The organism is Natronorubrum halobium (assembly GCF_051351675.1).
Taxonomy (GTDB): Archaea; Halobacteriota; Halobacteria; order Halobacteriales; family Natrialbaceae; genus Natronorubrum.
On the sequence record NZ_CP195595.1, the window covers coordinates 3,081,589 to 3,097,696 of the forward strand.

A 16,108-nucleotide genomic window follows, 5' to 3' on the forward strand; every position below is an offset into this window, starting at 1 on the left:
ACGTGTGTGAAGGTCAGAACCCTTAACCACTCCGCGACTGAGTGTGTTGCCATGCGCGAGGTGTTGCAAAACGAGAGCGCGGCGACCGAGGAGGTCCAGAGCATCCTCCCGTTCGGTATTCCGGAGACGGTCGTCCAGCTCGTCCTCGCGGGTCTCGTGTTGGTCATCGGCTGGTACCTCTCGAAGCTCGTCGTTCGGGTCGCCGGCCGCACCGTCGCTCGCCGGATCGAACGCCCGAGCGTCACCCGAACCGTCCTGCGAGGCGTCAGAGTCTCCGTTCTGGTGATAACGGGGCTCGTCGTCCTCAACATCCTCGGTCTCGGCGGCGGCCAAATCCTCCTGCAGGTGACCGTCATCTCGGCCGTGATCGCGGTCGTCCTCGCACCGCTCGTGGGGAGTCTGATCAACGGATTCTTCGTCCTCGCCGACCGTCCCTACGAGATCGGCGACATGATCGAAATCGCCGACGAGGGCCACAAGGGGTTCGTCGAAGACATCACGATCCGGTACACGAAGATCTTCACCCTCCAGAACACGTTCATCGTGATCCCGAACTCCGCGATTCAGGAGCGGGACGTGATCAACTACTCCGCGGAGGACGAGCGCACGCGGATCTCCGTCGAGTTCGAGATCACGTACGAGAGCGACCTCGAGGCCGCGCGACGGCAGGCCGAGCGGGCCGCTCGCACCGTCGACACCGTCATCTCCGGCGGGCCGGATATCCGGATCGGCAGTGCGCGGTACGGTGCCGCACCGCTCTGTACGATCAAGGAGTACGCCGACGACGGCGTCGCGCTCGAACTGCGCTTCTGGGTTCAACATCCCTACAAGCAGAGCGTCGCCCAGTCGGACGTCCAGGCGGCGGTCACCGAGCGGTTCGCCGACATGGACGTCGAGTTCGCGTACCCGCACCGACACCACGTCTTCGACGAACACAGCGGTGTCGGCCGCATGGCCGTCGACGGTCCCGACTCCGATCGGTTCGAGTCGACCGCCGAACCGGCGGACCGACCCGGCGAAGCGGCCGAGGCCGACGGCGGGGACGAGACCGACCAGTAACGACCGTTTTTCGCTCGCCGCCCCGTCGGATCGGCCGTCGCCGCTCGTCGCCGGTCCGAAGCCGTTCGTCCTCCCACTGCCCGAAATCGTGGGGATCCTTTATCTGAATTCCTCGCCAAGTCGAACGCTAGGGACAGATGTACGACGACATCCTCATTCCGACGGACGGGAGCGAGACGATCGACGAAACGTTGGCTCACGCCTTACCCATCGCCGAGGACAACGACGCGACGGTACACGGGCTCTACGTCGTCGACAGCCGGATCACCGCCGCGGCCAGCGACGAGACCGGACCCGACCTCGAGCAGTCACTCGAGGAGGAGGGCCGAGACGCCGTCGCCACCGTCACTGACCGGGCGTCGGAGCGCGACCTCGAGACCGCGGGCGACGTCAGGAAGGGAACGCCGTCGAAGACGATTCTCGAGTACGCCGACGAGCGCGGGATCGATCTGATCGTGATCGGAACGCGCGGGAAGAGCGCCCGAGAGAAAGTCACCTCGCTCGGCAGCGTCTCGGAGCGGGTGGTCGACAACGCCTCGATTCCGGTGTTCGTAGTGCGGGATGCCGGTCGAACCGCGTAAGCCCTGGTTGCTCTCGGTTTCAGGCCGTCGCGCTCTCGACCGTGATGACCTCGCAGTCGAGGTGGGTCCGGAGGTACCGATCGATGTTCGGATTGTCGGTGAACCGCTGGAAGATCCGGCGTAATCGGCTCGCCTGCTGACTGCCGATGACGACAGCGTCGGCGTCTTCCGCCGCCACTTCGTCGAGGATGCTCTCCTCGACCAGGAATCCGGTCCGCACGACGTATCGAACGTTCTCGAGCCGTCCGAACACGTTCTCCACGGCGGTTTTCAGGTCGATTCGCGTCACTTTCTTCCCGTTCTGGTAGAGATCGACGTGCAAGACCGTCAACGACGCGTCACGCTCGCGAGCGACCTCGATCGCGCGCTCGAGCGTTCGACGCGAGTGCTTCGACAACGGATACCGAACGGGAACCACGACCAGCGACATTGCTCGAACGAACGATTCCCTGCCGGGTAAACCTTTCAGTTAGGACAGTCACCGCTGTGAACACATGCCACGGCACGATCGTGATCGATCGCGCGGACGTCCCTCGTGGCCACCAGAGCGGACAGACAGCCATTTACCACGTGCGCGGGTACACGCGTGTATGCAAACACTGTCCACCGACGACGGGTCGACCGTCTACGTTTCGGAGACGGACGGCGACAGAGGCTCGAAGGGGCCGTTTCTCGTCGCGTACGAGTCTCGAGACGCTGACCGCCGCTACGGCTGGTTCTGTGCGAACTGCGAGAGCTTCGACAACGCGATGGATTCGATGGGGCGCATCAAGTGCAACCAGTGCGGGAACTTCCGGAAGCCGACCGAGTGGGACGCCGCCCACGAGTGACGGCCATCGATACCGGACCCGACGCCTGCATCGAGATTCGCCGGGTCAGACGCCCGTTTCGAGCGTTTCACCGCGTTCACGCGCGGGCCAGCAAACCATCGTGTATCCCCAGTAACAGGCGATTTCCGTCAACTAAACAGCCGGTTCGATGAAACATTGTATCGTCTCCTCGCGGAATAAGTTCAGCTTATTGGAAAGATGTGCCGACTTCTTGTGACGCACCAACATTTATGACGGATGGCGTAGTATGTGAATCTGAATGGGTCCTGTTAACATGCGACTCGTCGAGCAGGCCAGGTCGATCTTCGCAGAGCTTGGGTACACCGTCGAAGGCAACGGCCCGACGTTCCGCGCCGAACGCGAGTGGAAGGCCGTTCAGGTAAACACCGTCCTCGAGACAGGAGAGTTGCCGTCCCAATCGGGACAGTTCCACTGTTTCGTCGCCCAACCCGAGGACGCCGACGAAATCGAAAACAAGCTCAACAGCGTGGATCCGGACTACGAGTGGGCCATCATCGTCGTCGACGGGGACGACTATCAGGTCGAACGCGCCCCGCCAGGACCACGAGTTTCGGCGTAACGAGCGAAAAGAAGCCGTTCCGTTCTTTTTTATAGCGCGTCTCGAGTCGCCGACACGCCGGCGCCGGGATCGACGTCCGCACCCATCGATTCGAGCACGTCACCCAGCGCCGTCACCACGTAAATCACGTTCTCCGGACGGGCGGAGTAGCCCATACAGCCGATTCGGAAGATCTCGCCCTCCAGATCGCCCAGTCCGCTCGCGACCTCGAGGTCGTAGCGCTCGAGCAGTTCGGCACAGACCTCGCCGTCGTCGATCCCGTCGGGGACGCGGACGGCGTTGAGGCTGGGGAGCCAGTACTCGTCGGGGGCGTTCATCTCGAGGCCCATCCCCTCCATGCCGGCTTTCAGCGCGCCAGCGAGTCGCTCGTGGCGGTCCCAGCGCTCCTCGATGCCTTCCTCGGCGACCAGTCGCAGCGCCTCTCGAATCGCGTAAACGTTCGTGATCGGCGCGGTGTGGTGGTAGGATCGATCGTCGCCCCAGTACCCCTCGAGCAGGGAGAGGTCGAGATACCACGAGCGCGGCTCTTCCTCCCGCGAGAGGACCTTCTCCATCGCGGTGTCCGAGAGCGTGAGCGGGCTCGCACCCGGCGGACAGGAGAGACACTTCTGTGGGCCGGCGTAAGCGACGTCGATATCCCACTCGTCGACGCGCAACTCGACCCCGCCGATCGAGGTGACGGTGTCGGCGATGACGAGCGCGTCGTGGTCGTGGGCCGCCGCCGTGAGTTCGGGGACGTCCGGCTGGAGGACCCCTGTGCTCGTCTCCGCGTGGATGAACCCGAAGACGTCGGGATCGTGTTCGGCGAGCGCGTCGGAGACGTCGGTCGACTCGAGCGGTTCGCCCCACGGCGCGTCGACTTCGACGACCTCGCCGCCGGCCCGGCGCGCCATCGAGGCCATCCGCCCGCCGAAGTAGCCGTTCGTCGGGACGAGCATGGTGTCGCCCGGCTCGACGACGTTCCCGATCGCGGCCTCCATGGCCGCAGAGCCGGTGCCCGACACCGGAATCGTCCACTGGTTGTCGGTCCGGAACGTGTAGCGCAGCAGCTCCTGAACCTCGTTCATGATCTCGACGAACGACGGATCGAGGTGGCCCACGAGGGGCGTGGTCATCGCTCGCAGCACGCGGGGGTTGACGTCGCTCGGTCCGGGCCCCATCAGCGTCCGATTCGGCGGCGTCAGTTCGTCGATTTCCGACACGTCGATCGAACCGTCTGCATCTGACATGGAACAGAGTGGGACCGGAACCCTCAAAAACGTTCACGCATCGGCACGGTGCTCCTGTCACGCACGGCTTCCGTCGCTGCCGGTCGACGTCGGCGAGTAGCGTCTCGCGGCTCGTGCGACTGCATCGCGTTCCGGCTCGAGTTCCTCGAGGAGCGATCGATTCGATCTTCCGTCCGCTCCCCGGCTTCGGCCGCTCGTTTCGCCGCAGTTCGTATCAAAAACAGTGCTAATTGCTATCACTAGCCATACATTGAAGAGGTCACGGGGTGTAGCTCCTCGGGCAATGGTCTTCAAGAAGATCACCCTGATCGGAACGAGTTCGGAGAGCTTCGACGCCGCGGCCGACGATGCGATCGACCGCGCCGAGGCGACCCTCGAGAACGTCCACTGGATCGAAGTCGACGAACTGGGCGTCGAGGTCGCGAGCGCCGACGACCGGGAGTATCAGGCGGAAGTCACCGTCGCCTTCCAGCTCGAGGACTGAGTGGCACCTCGGGTTCGTCCGATACCAGGACGTGCTCCTGACTCGAGTCTGTCGCGGTCGGGACGGACACGGCACAGTCGCTACGGCGAATACGCCGCTACGGACGCTCGTGTGCGAAAGAATCGATAGAACGGACGGCTACTGGTGACGAGAGCGGGAGTTACGTCCGGAACGATTCGCCACAGCCACACTCGCTGACGACATTCGGATTCTCCACGTGGAACCCTTCCGCCTGCAGTCCGCTCTCGTAGTCGAGGATGCTGCCCTCGATGTACTTCAGGCTGGCCGGGTCGACGAAGACGCGCAGCTCGTGGTGGTTGTAGATCGTATCGTCGCCGTCCGGTGCGTCGTCGAAGCGCATACCGTAGGACAATCCCGCACAGCCACCCTGTTGCACGAAGAGTCGAAGCCCCGCTTCGCCGGCGTCGAGTCCTTCGCTCTCGAGCAAGTCGAGTGCCTGCTCGGCCGCTTCTTCGGTCACTTCGATCTGCGGGCGTGTCTCCGCGTCGCCACCATCTACGCTGTCCGTGCTCATACGTATCCCTTCTGTCGCGACGGTGTTAACTGTGACGCCATCGGTCACCCCAGTGACTCACCGGCCCCACGCTCACGACCCGTTTTACGGCGCGACCGTCGGGTCGTCACTCGCCGTACGCGTTCGCCCGCCGCTGTACCGACTGGTAGTACGTTCCGAACTGTCGTTTGTCGTTTCGCGACAGTTCGATATCGTACTTTGCGAGCAACTTGAGCATCCGCTTTGGCTCACACTCGTACCACATCGAGAGGAGTCGCACGTTCTTCTGTGCGTAATCGTAGTTTCGCTCGAGGATGCGCCTATCGGTCGGATCAACCACTGGCTCACTCTCGCGCTCGCGCCGTGGCATTTCTCTTCCCTACTACGTCGAGTGCCGTAAAACTAGGTTGTAGATTCCCTGAGTATCGGCCCCAGGTACGGGTCGCGTTACGTGTCGTCCGGGTTCTCGAGTCGTCGGCGAACGCTCGCGGCGTGGGCCTCGAGTCCCTCGGCGTCCGCGAGCGTCGCGATCGTCTCGCCGATGTCGGCCAGTCCCTCGCCGGAGAGGCGCTGGACCGTCGTCGATCGCAGGAAGGTCTCGACCGAGAGCCCGCCGGTCACGCGCGCGCCCCCGTTGGTCGGTAACACGTGGTTCGTCCCGCTGGCGTAATCGCCCGCAGCGACCGGTGTGTTCGGCCCCAGGAAGACGCTCCCCGCGCTGTCGATACGCTCGAGGAGCGCTTCGTCGTCCTCGGCGACGATCGAGAGGTGCTCGGGCGCGTACTCCTCGGCGAAGAGGATCGCCTCGCTCATCGATCGGGCCAGGAGCACGCCGCTCGCGTCGTTCTCGAGCGCACTACGGATTACGTCCTCACGCTCGCGGGCGTCGGCTTGCTCGTCGACTGCGGTGGTGATCGCCTCGGCAGTGTCTTCGTCCGCCGTGACGGCGACGACCGAGGCGTTCGGATCGTGTTCCGCCTGCGCGATTAGCTCCGCCGCGACGAGTTCGGGGTCCGCCGTCTCGTCCGCGACGACGACGACCTCGCTCGGTCCCGCGAGGAAGTCGATCTCGACGTCACCGCGAACGGTAGCCTTCGCCGCCGTGACCCACTTGTTTCCGGGACCGACGATCTTCTGGACGCGCGTGATCGTCTCGGTCCCGTAGGCGAGTCCGGCGATCGCCTGCGCGCCGCCGACGCTGTAGACCGCGTCGGCACCCGCAGCGTGGATCGCACCCAGCGTGGCCGGGTTTATCTCGTCGGCCGGGGGCGTCACGACCGACACGTGATCGACGCCCGCGACGACGGCCGGCACGATACCCATGATCGCACTCGAGGGATAGGCGGCCGAGCCGCCGGGAACGTAGACGCCGACGCGATCGATGGGGCGGAACCGACGCCCGAGTTCCCGTCCGGGTCCGAACTCGTCGCGCCAGTCTTCGGGGAGTTGTGCCTCGTGGAACTCCCTGACGTTCGTCGCGGCCGTTTCGATCGCCTCTCGGAGGTCGTCCTCGAGGTCGTCGTACGCGCGCTCGCACGTATCAGTGATGTCGATGTTTCCGAGTTCGATACCGTCGAACTCGCTCGTAAACTCGCGGACGGCGACGTCACCCTCCTCGCGCACGCGGTCGACGATCTCCGCTACGTCTCCGCTGACCGCCTCGATGCCGGCGTCCCGATCGAAGAAGGCGGCGCGGTCGGCCGGTCCGAGGTCGGCGAGTAGCCGCACAGTCACTGTCATACCCTCGCGTTCGTCCGGTGTGCGAAAAACGGTTTCCTTCCGAGTTCGACGACGGTCCCACGTACCCGGCGTTACGCGTCGCTATTCTCGACTTCCCAGATACCAACCAGATCGAGCGTCGCTCTGATGAACAGATAGACGACGATACAGAACCCGGCGACTGCGAACGGTGCCTGCAGCAGTTCTGCAACGTCTCGACCCAGGGCGAGCTGGCTGAACCCGCGAACGAAGAAGCTCAGCACCACGAGTCCGATCCCGATGACTGCGAGTTTGACGAACCCCTCTCGATCCATACCTGCGTATTCGACGCTCGCCGCTAAATCGTATCGATCGTGTCCCGTTCGAAACGGTGTGCGTCGATCGAAACCGACGTAACACTCGTATTACGACGCCGGCGACGGCAGGTAAGCGCTCGCTACCGCTCCGGATCGTTCTCGCTTCGATACGCCGCGTGATACCACCGGCCGATCGTTCGCATCGCCTCCATCCACAGGTGGCGCTCGAGGACAGTCCACGCGCCGGGCGATCACCCGACGGGATCGACGACAAGCGCTGCATAACTATTCACTGCCCACCGGACGTCCGGACTATGTGGCCATGGGAGCACGCGATCGTGGGTTATATCGTCTATTCGCTGTTTTGTCACGTGATCTTTCGGGACTCGCCCGGTGGGCTCGACGCGTTCACGGTCGTCTTCGCGTCCGTCCTTCCGGACATCATCGACAAGCCGCTGGCGTGGGAGTACGGCGTCTTCGACGCCGGCTACGCGCTCGGTCACTCGATCTTCTTCGTCGTTCCGCTGTCGATCGTCGTCGGCGTCGTCGCTCGCTCGGTGGGACGGCCGCGTACCGGTGTCGCGTTCGGTCTCGGCTACCTGTTGCACCTACCGTCCGACGTGGTTGACGCGTACGTACGCGAAGACGTCTTTCAGCCGGCGTTGATGCTCTGGCCGCTCGAGACCGTCAACCCCCACGATCACGGCCAGGGGTTCGTCGATCAGTTTCTGGAGTTTTTCACCCGGTATCAGCACGAACTCCTCGCGGGCGACCTCTCGACGTACGTCTGGATCCAACTCGGGCTGACTGCATTTGCGGCCCTCATCTGGCTTTTCGACGGGGCACCCGTCCTTCGAGAGCTGCTGCTCGGCTGCAAGCGACTCCTCTTCGGCCTCGCCGGAATCGAACAGTCGTCGGAACGGCCCTCGGAACGGCGGTAACCGACGGATCCGGTTCGCTCGTCTCGAACGGATGACGAGACGGAGTAACGTGGGCCAGACGTCCCTCGAGACGACGGCCTTATGTACGAACCCGGACCTCGATTGTAATGCGAACGACGTGGCACATCTCGCTACGTTCCCCCCGGCCGTTTCCCGGCACGGAGGTAGGTACTGTATCCGTCTCTCGTCGTAGCCCGTCGGTCCAACCGACCGGCTTCAGTACGGGCACTCGGATCGCACGCGACTGACGTCGACGAATCGGCGTTCCAGTACGATGTCCTTATATACTGAGGACTCCTACTGTAGAGTACGCGAAAACCCCTTCCGGATGCGGTTTCCGGCGGTGGTTTCGATCCGATGCCCTTAAGTGTATGAGGGAACTCGGATATGATGTGTTCGGCGGGACGTTGGATTCGTCCCGTCGTCTCGGATCACTCGCAGTCCGAAGGGGTTATGTACCCCGGATGGCCTACGAATAGGTCCGAAGGAAATGAGGATCCTACCCCTGCGGTCCGCCGTACAGATGGGATCTGATGTTAGCCTTGGTAGTTCGGTGACGCTCGACCGGTCGTCGGTCCGTGGTCACCGAACGTGGACCCATTTATGTGTGAGTGTGTACAAGAATACGACATTCACCGCCAAATGAACCCTCCCAACCAGACGGTTGGGAGTTAGATAGCATTCCGGTTGATCCTGCCGGAGGTCATTGCTATTGGAGTCCGATTTAGCCATGCTAGTTGCACGAGTTCAGACTCGTAGCAAATAGCTCAGTAACACGTGGCCAAACTACCCTATGGATCCAGATAACCTCGGGAAACTGAGGCTAATCTGGAATACCACTCGATGCCTGGAACTGGCTCGAGTGCGAAATGCCCCGGCGCCATAGGATGTGGCTGCGGCCGATTAGGTAGACGGTGGGGTAACGGCCCACCGTGCCGATAATCGGTACGGGTTGTGAGAGCAAGAGCCCGGAGACGGTATCTGAGACAAGATACCGGGCCCTACGGGGCGCAGCAGGCGCGAAACCTTTACACTGCACGCCAGTGCGATAAGGGGACTCCGAGTGCGAGGGCATATAGTCCTCGCTTTTCACTACCGTAAGGTGGTAGTGGAATAAGTGCTGGGCAAGACCGGTGCCAGCCGCCGCGGTAATACCGGCAGCACGAGTGATGACCGCTATTATTGGGCCTAAAGCGTCCGTAGCTGGCCAGTCAAGTCCATCGGGAAATCTGCGTGCCTAACGCGCAGGCGTCCGGTGGAAACTGATTGGCTTGGGACCGGAAGATCCAGAGGGTACGTCCGGGGTAGGAGTGAAATCCTGTAATCCTGGACGGACCGCCGGTGGCGAAAGCGCTCTGGAAAGACGGATCCGACGGTGAGGGACGAAAGCTCGGGTCACGAACCGGATTAGATACCCGGGTAGTCCGAGCTGTAAACGATGTCTGCTAGATGTGCCACAGGCTACGAGCCTGTGGTGTGTCGTAGGGAAGCCGAGAAGCAGACCGCCTGGGAAGTACGTCCGCAAGGATGAAACTTAAAGGAATTGGCGGGGGAGCACTACAACCGGAGGAGCCTGCGGTTTAATTGGACTCAACGCCGGACATCTCACCAGCATCGACAATGTGCAGTGACGGTCAGTGTGATGAGCTTACCTGAGCCATTGAGAGGAGGTGCATGGCCGCCGTCAGCTCGTACCGTGAGGCGTCCTGTTAAGTCAGGCAACGAGCGAGACCCGCACCCTTAATTGCCAGCAGCACCCTTGTGGTGGCTGGGTACATTAAGAGGACTGCCAGTGCCAAACTGGAGGAAGGAACGGGCAACGGTAGGTCAGTATGCCCCGAATGTGCTGGGCGACACGCGGGCTACAATGGCCACGACAGTGGGATGCAACCCCGAGAGGGGACGCTAATCTCCGAAACGTGGTCGTAGTTCGGATTGAGGGCTGAAACTCGCCCTCATGAAGCTGGATTCGGTAGTAATCGCGCCTCAGAAGGGCGCGGTGAATACGTCCCTGCTCCTTGCACACACCGCCCGTCAAAGCACCCGAGTGAGGTCCGGATGAGGCCTGGATTCCCAGGTCGAATCTGGGCTTCGCAAGGGGGCTTAAGTCGTAACAAGGTAGCCGTAGGGGAATCTGCGGCTGGATCACCTCCACAGACCGGGACCGGGGCGCCGCCCCGGCCCACCTTCGCGTGGCGCTACGCGCCACGCACTCCACGTTCGATCGACCCAACCGCTGGCCGATCGGGCACCTTAGAACTACCAAGGCTAACACTGTCGTCTCGTGTCCACATCTGTGGACGTGGGCCCATAGCTCAGTGGTAGAGTGCCTCCTTTGCAAGGAGGATGCCCAGGGTTCGAATCCCTGTGGGTCCATCACTCGGTGCGGATCGAATCGTGCCCCTTAAGTGGGGCAAACGATTCTGATCTAATCCGAACGAAAACCGATGCACCAGCCCGTGTAAACGGGGCTGGGAAGGGTTAATGCATGCCGCGTCTACGGCGTGCAGATGAGACCGTGTGTACGTGTAGTCCAGGCGTCCACTGGACCCGTTCCCGGGTCACTCGCGTTACACTTCCGTGTAACGTTATTCGTTGCGACTCTGTCGCAACGCCGATCCGATGAACGTGGCTACTGTGCCAGCTGGTGGATCGCTCGGCTTGAGAGCTGAAGAAGGACGTGCCAAGCTGCGATAAGCCTGAGGGAGCCGCACGGAGGCGAAGAACTCAGGATCTCCGAATGGGAATCCCCACCGCAATTGCTTCGCGCAATGGGGAACGTCGAGAATTGAAACATCTTAGTATCGACAGGAAAAGAAAACGAATGTGATGTCGTTAGTAATGGCGAATGAACGCGATACAGTCCAAACCGAAGCCTTCACGGGCAATGTGGTGTTCGGACTGACGATCACTCTCAGACCATCTGCAGGAAGTCTCTTGGAATAGAGCACGAGACAGGGTGACAGTCCCGTAGTGTAGATCAGTATGAGACGAGTCAGCTCCAGAGTAGCGGGGGTTGGATATCCCTCGTGAATATTGCAGGCATCGACTGCAAAGACTAAACACTCCTCAAGACCGATAGCGAACAAGTAGTGTGAACGAACGCTGAAAAGTACCCCCAGAAGGGAGGTGCAATAGGGCGTGAAATCAGTTGGCGATAGAGCGACAGGGCATACAAGGTCCGCTGTACAATGAACCAGGTGCGAACCTGTAGTAAGCCACAGCGGAAGCCGATGTTCTGTCGTACGTTTTGAAAAACGAACCAGGGAGTGTGCCTGTTTGACGAGTCTAACCGGATTATCCGGGAAGGCGTAGGGAAACCGATATGACCGCAGTCTTATGACGAGGGTCACCGTGTTCAAGCGCGGGGAGTCAAACGGGCACAACCCGAAACCGGACGATCTAGGCGTGAGCAAGGTGAAGCGTGCCGAAAGGTGCGTGGAGGCCTGTTAGAGTTGGTGTCCTACAATACCCTCTCGTGACTTACGTCTAGGGGTGAAAGGCCCATCGAGTCCGGAAACAGCTGGTTCCAACCGAAACATGTCGAAGCATGACCTCTGCCGAGATAGTTTGTGGGGTAGAGCGACGGATTGGGGGATCGCACTCCGAGAGGAGTGTGCCCCCCTGTCCAACTCCGAACCTACAAACGTCGTTTGACGCAGGGAGTCCGGTGCGCGGGGTAAGCCTGTGTACCGTGAGGGAGACAACCCAGAGCTGGGTTAAGGTCCCCAAGTGTGGACTAAGTGCGATCGAAAGTGGTGCCGAGCCCTAGACAGCCGGGAGGTGAGCTTAGAAGCAGCTACCCTCTAAGAAAAGCGTAACAGCTTACCGGCCGAGGTTCGGCGCGCTTAAAATGATCGGGGCTCAAGTCCACCACCGAGACCTAGCGGCATCCATCAACGGATGATCCCGTAGGTTGGCGTTCTGTTCGGGCGGAAGCATGGTCGAGAGATCATGTGGACCGTTCAGTAACGAAAATCCTGGTCATAGTAGCAGCGTTAGTCGGGTGAGAACCTCGACGGCCGAATGAGTAAGGGTTCCTCAGCAATGCTGATCAGCTGAGGGTTAGCCGGTCCTAAGTCAGCCCGTAAGTCGAAGCTGACAACAGGGAAATAGGTTAATATTCCTATGCCAGTGTGCATCCAAAGCCGACGCTTTGGGGCCGCCTCTGCCGGGCTTTCGCCCGGTCGAACAGTCGAACTTCGTGGAAGCCGTAATGGCACGAAGCGAACGAATGGCTGGATAGCGAAAGAGAGGCCAACCTAGAGCCCGTGAAAAGGCGAGCACACAGTCCGTACCGAGATCCGACACAGGTACTCATGGCGGCGAAAGCCAAGGTCTGTCGGGAGCAACCGACGTTAGGGAATTCGGCAAGTTAGTCCCGTACGTTCGCAATAAGGGATGCCTGCCTCGCGAAGAGGCAGGTCGCAGTGACTCGGGCGCTCCGACTGTCTAGTAACAACATAGGTGACCGCAAATCCGCAAGGACTCGTACGGTCACTGAATCCTGCCCAGTGCGGGTATCTGAACACCCCTTACAAGGGGACGAAGGACCCGTTAACGGCGGGGGTAACTATGACCCTCTTAAGGTAGCGTAGTACCTTGCCGCTTTAGTAGCGGCTTGCATGAATGGATCAACGAGAGCGCCACTGTCCCAACGTTGGGCCCGGTGAACTGTACGTTCCAGTGCGGAGTCTGGAGACCCCCAAGGGGAAGCGAAGACCCTATAGAGCTTTACTGCAGGCTGTCACTGAGACGTGGTCGCCATTGTGCAGCATAGGTAGGAGGCATTACACAGGTAGCCGCGCTAGCGGCCCACCGAGCCAGCATTGAAATACTACCCGATGGTGACTGCGACTCTCACTCCTGGCGGAGGACACTGGTAGCCGGGCAGTTTGACTGGGGCGGTACGCGCTTGAAAAGATATCGAGCGCGCCCCAAGATTTCCTCACTCGGGTCGGAGACCCGAGGAAGAGCGCAAGAGCAAAAGGAAGTCTGACAGTGTCGAACACAACGATCGACGCTGACGCGAAAGCGTGGTCTAGCGAACCAATTAGGCTGCTTGATGCGGCCAATTGCTGACAGAAAAGCTACCTTAGGGATAACAGAGTCGTCACCCGCAAGAGCACATATCGACCGGGTGGCTTGCTACCTCGATGTCGGTTCCCTCCATCCTGCCCGTGCAGAAGCGGGCAAGGGTGAGGTTGTTCGCCTATTAAAGGAGGTCGTGAGCTGGGTTTAGACCGTCGTGAGACAGGTCGGCTGCTATCTATTGGGGGTGTTACGGTATCTGACGAGAACGTTCGTATAGTACGAGAGGAACTACGAATGGGTGCCACTGGTGTACCGGTTGTTCGAAAGAGCACGTGCCGGGCAGCCACGCACCACGGGGTAAGAGCTGAACGCATCTAAGCTCGAAACCCACTTGAAAAAGAGATACCACTGAGATCACTCGTAGAAGACGAGTTCGATAGACTCGGGGTGTACGCGCCAAGGCAACGAGGCGTTGAGCCCGCGAGCACTAACCGATCGAGCCACATAGTCATACAACATCGCATTGGATCCGTGACGCGGCGAGCGGGTCCGGACGCAAACTGGACTACACATACACACGGTCAGTAACCACCGATTACGGTTTCTTGGACGTTCGTCCAAGGCGCGGGAGACTCCACGGAGTCTCCCGGTGTTACAACGGTTCGAGTCCGTTGATCGGCGTTACGGCGGCCAGAGCGGTGAGGTTCCTCCCGTACCCATCCCGAACACGGAAGATAAGCTCACCTGCGTATCGGCGAGTACTGGAGTGCGCGAGCCTCTGGGAAATCCGATTCGCCGCCTTCACTCATACTCGGTGATCCCTCACGGGATCGCCACGCACATTACCCACAGAGCCATAGCGCTGGCTCTGTGGGTTTTTTGCATTTCGGAGCAGCGAAAATAGGACAGTTACTGTAAGCGACACGAATCAGTAACCGCTCGTTTATCTGTACCAAATATTTTTGGAGCGGGGCTTATTCAGGTGTGGGAGAAAGCCGATGGTATGACAGCGGCAGACCTCTCCCTGGATACGATATACGGGATGCTATCGGAATCTCGCCGTCGATACGTCCTGTACTACTTTCTGGATAACGATCACGCGAATATCGAAAACCTCACCTTGCAGATCGCTGCCTGGGAGCACGACGTAACGGTCGACGCGATCACTAAAGAACAGAAACAACCAGTAACGACGTCGCTGATTCACAGCCATCTCCCGAAACTCGCAGACCACGGGCTCGTCGAATACGACAGTCGAACCGGAGACGTGGTCATCGCGGACGGGTTCGACGAGATTCGAGCGATGGTCACCCGTGCGAGAGCAACTGAAGAAGAGGTCGAAGTGACCGGCTCGTCCATGGAATCGTTCCTGTACAGTGAGCCAATCACTCAGTCGTCGAAGACCGATCACTGACAAGCAACACGTATTGTGGTAGGACCGTTTGATCAGTGAACCGGGCATCCCTGTTTTCGGTATCTCGCCATCTGATCGGGGAGTTGCTGACAGCGTCTGAATCGCGAAATAGTCACGACAGACAACTGTCCGGTCGGCTCCGGGGTCCGAGACCCGTTGCTGTCGCTCGTGCTGTGTTGGAAACGGTGTCACCCGGAACACTAACGTCCAGCCTCATCCCGTGGCGGCATGCCGCGTCGGCTGGCTAACCCTCGTGCCGGGCGGAAGAGCTTCGCGCTCCTCGGTCGGGTGGGCGAAGCCCACCGAATCACTGTCGCGTGCCCGGGTTCGCCGTGCTGTCATCGCACCCGAATGGGTTTGCTCGGACGGGGACTGAAGGCACGCACCTGATCTAGGTGCGTCTGCGGTTTAACCCTTTCAGTGATCGGTAGCGTCAACCGGCTGCTGGCAGGTGGCCTCACGCAGGCTCCGGTGCCGTCGCCCGTTCGCCTTCGTTGTCTTCGAGCCACTCGTCGTACACCTCGCGGTCGACGACCACGACGTCGGCGTCCATTCGCGAGTGGCCGGCGCCACAGAATTCCGCACAGACGGCGTCGTACTGTCCGGTCTCGTAGGCGACGGTACGGGCGCGCGTGAACTCGCCGGGGAAGGCGTCCTGTTTGACGCCCAGGTCCTGGACGAACAGTGAGTGGATGACGTCGTCGGCGGTGAGCCAGATGGTGACGTCCTCGTCGGCCGGAAGGACGATCTCATTCTCGGTCGTGACGTTCGCCTCGGGGTAGGTCGCCTCCCACTCCCACTGATAGCCGCGAACGACGACTTCCTCGTCGTCGGTCTCGGGCAGGTCCTCGAGCGACTCGAACTCCCCGTCGGCCGCCTCGCTGTCACCGGTGAGGTCGGCGGGCTGGGAGGGTGAGACGTACGGGCTGACGAGAACGCTGTAGCCGGCGAGGCCGACGAACAGCAGGATGACTGCCGTCGCGGCGGTCCAAGTAATCTCGAGGGCGGGGTCCTCGGCGGTCGGCTGGGGGTCGTCATTGTCGTGGAACTTGACGGCCGCGTAAACGAGGATCACGAGCACGAACAGGGTCAGCGGCAGGGCGACGTAGAGCAGCTGGTGCTCGAGGCCGTCGATGAGTTCGCGGTTTTCCGACTGTGCGGCGACCGATCCCGAGAGCGCGAGCAGTCCCGCGAAGGCGGCGAGGGCGAGACGGCTGCGTCGACGACTCATTGCGGGTTGATTCCACGAGGGGCTTGTTATACGGCCTTCATCGATGACCGGACTATCCCGATATCGTGAATGACTGTGAAGAGAGAATCTCGAGCGAGTTCCACTGTCAGCGTAAGTAACAGTCAGCGCATCGTGGATTGGTCTTATTGGTATCGATGTGGAGCCATCGCGTATGTATGTCGGTGACCGTGGCGTC

Annotated in this window: 14 protein-coding genes, 1 tRNA gene and 3 rRNA genes; 11 read left to right on the forward strand and 7 right to left on the reverse strand. The window is 60.9% G+C overall.

Annotated elements, in window-relative coordinates:
* Positions 1-51 precede the first annotated feature (51 nt).
* Positions 52-1,059 carry a mechanosensitive ion channel family protein gene (locus ACSFC7_RS15185; protein WP_436343669.1) on the forward strand — a complete coding sequence of 336 codons (1,008 nt, stop codon included), beginning with the start codon at positions 52-54 and terminating at the stop codon, positions 1,057-1,059.
* 137 nt (positions 1,060-1,196) lie between these two features.
* Complete coding sequence (locus ACSFC7_RS15190; RefSeq protein ID WP_436343670.1) at positions 1,197-1,640, forward strand: universal stress protein; 444 nt, start codon at positions 1,197-1,199, stop codon at positions 1,638-1,640.
* Positions 1,641-1,659: 19 nt separating this feature from the next.
* Here the strand turns inward: ACSFC7_RS15190 and ACSFC7_RS15195 are convergent, their stop codons facing one another.
* A complete protein-coding gene (locus tag ACSFC7_RS15195; protein WP_436343671.1) occupies positions 1,660-2,070 on the reverse strand; it encodes a universal stress protein in 411 nt (136 codons plus the stop codon).
* A 160-nt stretch (positions 2,071-2,230) separates the two neighbouring features.
* Between ACSFC7_RS15195 and ACSFC7_RS15200 the strand changes: the two genes are divergently transcribed.
* Positions 2,231-2,470: a DUF5816 domain-containing protein gene (locus tag ACSFC7_RS15200; RefSeq protein ID WP_436343672.1), complete on the forward strand. Its 240-nt coding sequence runs from the start codon at positions 2,231-2,233 to the stop codon at positions 2,468-2,470.
* Positions 2,471-2,744: 274 nt separating this feature from the next.
* On the forward strand, positions 2,745-3,050 hold the full coding sequence (locus tag ACSFC7_RS15205; protein ID WP_436347968.1) for a DUF7116 family protein: 306 nt from the start codon (positions 2,745-2,747) through the stop codon (positions 3,048-3,050).
* 29 nt (positions 3,051-3,079) lie between these two features.
* Here the strand turns inward: ACSFC7_RS15205 and ACSFC7_RS15210 are convergent, their stop codons facing one another.
* Complete coding sequence (locus tag ACSFC7_RS15210; RefSeq protein WP_436343673.1) at positions 3,080-4,279, reverse strand: pyridoxal-phosphate-dependent aminotransferase family protein; 1,200 nt, start codon at positions 4,277-4,279, stop codon at positions 3,080-3,082.
* Between the two features lie 283 nt (positions 4,280-4,562).
* Here ACSFC7_RS15210 and ACSFC7_RS15215 point away from each other — a divergent pair, with 283 nt between their 5' ends.
* Positions 4,563-4,763, forward strand: a complete 201-nt coding sequence (locus tag ACSFC7_RS15215; RefSeq protein ID WP_006091367.1) for a dodecin — start codon at positions 4,563-4,565, stop codon at positions 4,761-4,763.
* Between the two features lie 160 nt (positions 4,764-4,923).
* On the opposite strand, the gene ACSFC7_RS15220 is transcribed toward ACSFC7_RS15215, so the two are convergent.
* From ACSFC7_RS15220 to ACSFC7_RS15235, 4 genes are all read right to left on the reverse strand, one after another.
* On the reverse strand, positions 4,924-5,298 hold the full coding sequence (locus ACSFC7_RS15220) for a HesB/IscA family protein (RefSeq protein ID WP_436343674.1): 375 nt from the start codon (positions 5,296-5,298) through the stop codon (positions 4,924-4,926).
* Positions 5,299-5,404: 106 nt separating this feature from the next.
* Positions 5,405-5,647 carry a hypothetical protein gene (locus tag ACSFC7_RS15225; protein ID WP_436343675.1) on the reverse strand — a complete coding sequence of 81 codons (243 nt, stop codon included), beginning with the start codon at positions 5,645-5,647 and terminating at the stop codon, positions 5,405-5,407.
* A gap of 77 nt (positions 5,648-5,724) precedes the next feature.
* Positions 5,725-7,017 carry a histidinol dehydrogenase gene (gene hisD, locus ACSFC7_RS15230; RefSeq protein ID WP_436343676.1) on the reverse strand — a complete coding sequence of 431 codons (1,293 nt, stop codon included), beginning with the start codon at positions 7,015-7,017 and terminating at the stop codon, positions 5,725-5,727.
* 71 nt (positions 7,018-7,088) lie between these two features.
* Entirely contained in the window at positions 7,089-7,310 is a 222-nt protein-coding gene (locus ACSFC7_RS15235) for a hypothetical protein (protein WP_436343677.1), read from the reverse strand.
* 296 nt (positions 7,311-7,606) lie between these two features.
* Here ACSFC7_RS15235 and ACSFC7_RS15240 point away from each other — a divergent pair, with 296 nt between their 5' ends.
* The 6 genes from ACSFC7_RS15240 to ACSFC7_RS15265 all read left to right on the forward strand — a co-directional run bounded on the left by ACSFC7_RS15240 (position 7,607) and on the right by ACSFC7_RS15265 (position 14,681).
* A complete protein-coding gene (locus tag ACSFC7_RS15240; RefSeq protein WP_436343678.1) occupies positions 7,607-8,233 on the forward strand; it encodes a metal-dependent hydrolase in 627 nt (208 codons plus the stop codon).
* 680 nt (positions 8,234-8,913) lie between these two features.
* Positions 8,914-10,387, forward strand: a 16S ribosomal RNA gene (locus ACSFC7_RS15245).
* Between the two features lie 150 nt (positions 10,388-10,537).
* Positions 10,538-10,609: transfer RNA gene (locus ACSFC7_RS15250), tRNA-Ala, on the forward strand.
* A 247-nt stretch (positions 10,610-10,856) separates the two neighbouring features.
* A 23S ribosomal RNA gene (locus ACSFC7_RS15255) occupies positions 10,857-13,776 on the forward strand.
* 173 nt (positions 13,777-13,949) lie between these two features.
* Positions 13,950-14,071 (forward strand): 5S ribosomal RNA (gene rrf, locus ACSFC7_RS15260).
* The 16S, 23S and 5S rRNA genes sit together here with 1 tRNA gene alongside, the layout of an rRNA operon.
* 199 nt (positions 14,072-14,270) lie before the next feature.
* On the forward strand, positions 14,271-14,681 hold the full coding sequence (locus ACSFC7_RS15265; protein ID WP_436343679.1) for a DUF7344 domain-containing protein: 411 nt from the start codon (positions 14,271-14,273) through the stop codon (positions 14,679-14,681).
* A gap of 457 nt (positions 14,682-15,138) precedes the next feature.
* Here the strand turns inward: ACSFC7_RS15265 and coxB are convergent, their stop codons facing one another.
* Positions 15,139-15,912, reverse strand: coding sequence for a cytochrome c oxidase subunit II (gene coxB, locus ACSFC7_RS15270; RefSeq protein WP_436343680.1), 774 nt, complete (start codon positions 15,910-15,912; stop codon positions 15,139-15,141).
* Between the last annotated feature and the right edge of the window lie 196 nt (positions 15,913-16,108).

What these genes read in the sequence shown, in the direction of transcription:
- ACSFC7_RS15205 (WP_436347968.1), top strand. Translation starts at nt 2,745, where the DNA reads ATGCGACTCGTCGAGCAGGCCAGGTCGATCTTCGCAGAGCTTGGGTAC.
- coxB (WP_436343680.1), bottom strand. Translation starts at nt 15,912, where the DNA reads ATGAGTCGTCGACGCAGCCGTCTCGCCCTCGCCGCCTTCGCGGGACTG.
- ACSFC7_RS15225 (WP_436343675.1), bottom strand. Translation starts at nt 5,647, where the DNA reads ATGCCACGGCGCGAGCGCGAGAGTGAGCCAGTGGTTGATCCGACCGAT.
- ACSFC7_RS15190 (WP_436343670.1), top strand. Translation starts at nt 1,197, where the DNA reads ATGTACGACGACATCCTCATTCCGACGGACGGGAGCGAGACGATCGAC.
- ACSFC7_RS15265 (WP_436343679.1), top strand. Translation starts at nt 14,271, where the DNA reads ATGACAGCGGCAGACCTCTCCCTGGATACGATATACGGGATGCTATCG.
- ACSFC7_RS15220 (WP_436343674.1), bottom strand. Translation starts at nt 5,298, where the DNA reads ATGAGCACGGACAGCGTAGATGGTGGCGACGCGGAGACACGCCCGCAG.
- hisD (WP_436343676.1), bottom strand. Translation starts at nt 7,017, where the DNA reads ATGACAGTGACTGTGCGGCTACTCGCCGACCTCGGACCGGCCGACCGC.
- ACSFC7_RS15200 (WP_436343672.1), top strand. Translation starts at nt 2,231, where the DNA reads ATGCAAACACTGTCCACCGACGACGGGTCGACCGTCTACGTTTCGGAG.
- ACSFC7_RS15235 (WP_436343677.1), bottom strand. Translation starts at nt 7,310, where the DNA reads ATGGATCGAGAGGGGTTCGTCAAACTCGCAGTCATCGGGATCGGACTC.
- ACSFC7_RS15215 (WP_006091367.1), top strand. Translation starts at nt 4,563, where the DNA reads ATGGTCTTCAAGAAGATCACCCTGATCGGAACGAGTTCGGAGAGCTTC.
- ACSFC7_RS15210 (WP_436343673.1), bottom strand. Translation starts at nt 4,279, where the DNA reads ATGTCAGATGCAGACGGTTCGATCGACGTGTCGGAAATCGACGAACTG.
- ACSFC7_RS15185 (WP_436343669.1), top strand. Translation starts at nt 52, where the DNA reads ATGCGCGAGGTGTTGCAAAACGAGAGCGCGGCGACCGAGGAGGTCCAG.
- ACSFC7_RS15240 (WP_436343678.1), top strand. Translation starts at nt 7,607, where the DNA reads ATGTGGCCATGGGAGCACGCGATCGTGGGTTATATCGTCTATTCGCTG.
- ACSFC7_RS15195 (WP_436343671.1), bottom strand. Translation starts at nt 2,070, where the DNA reads ATGTCGCTGGTCGTGGTTCCCGTTCGGTATCCGTTGTCGAAGCACTCG.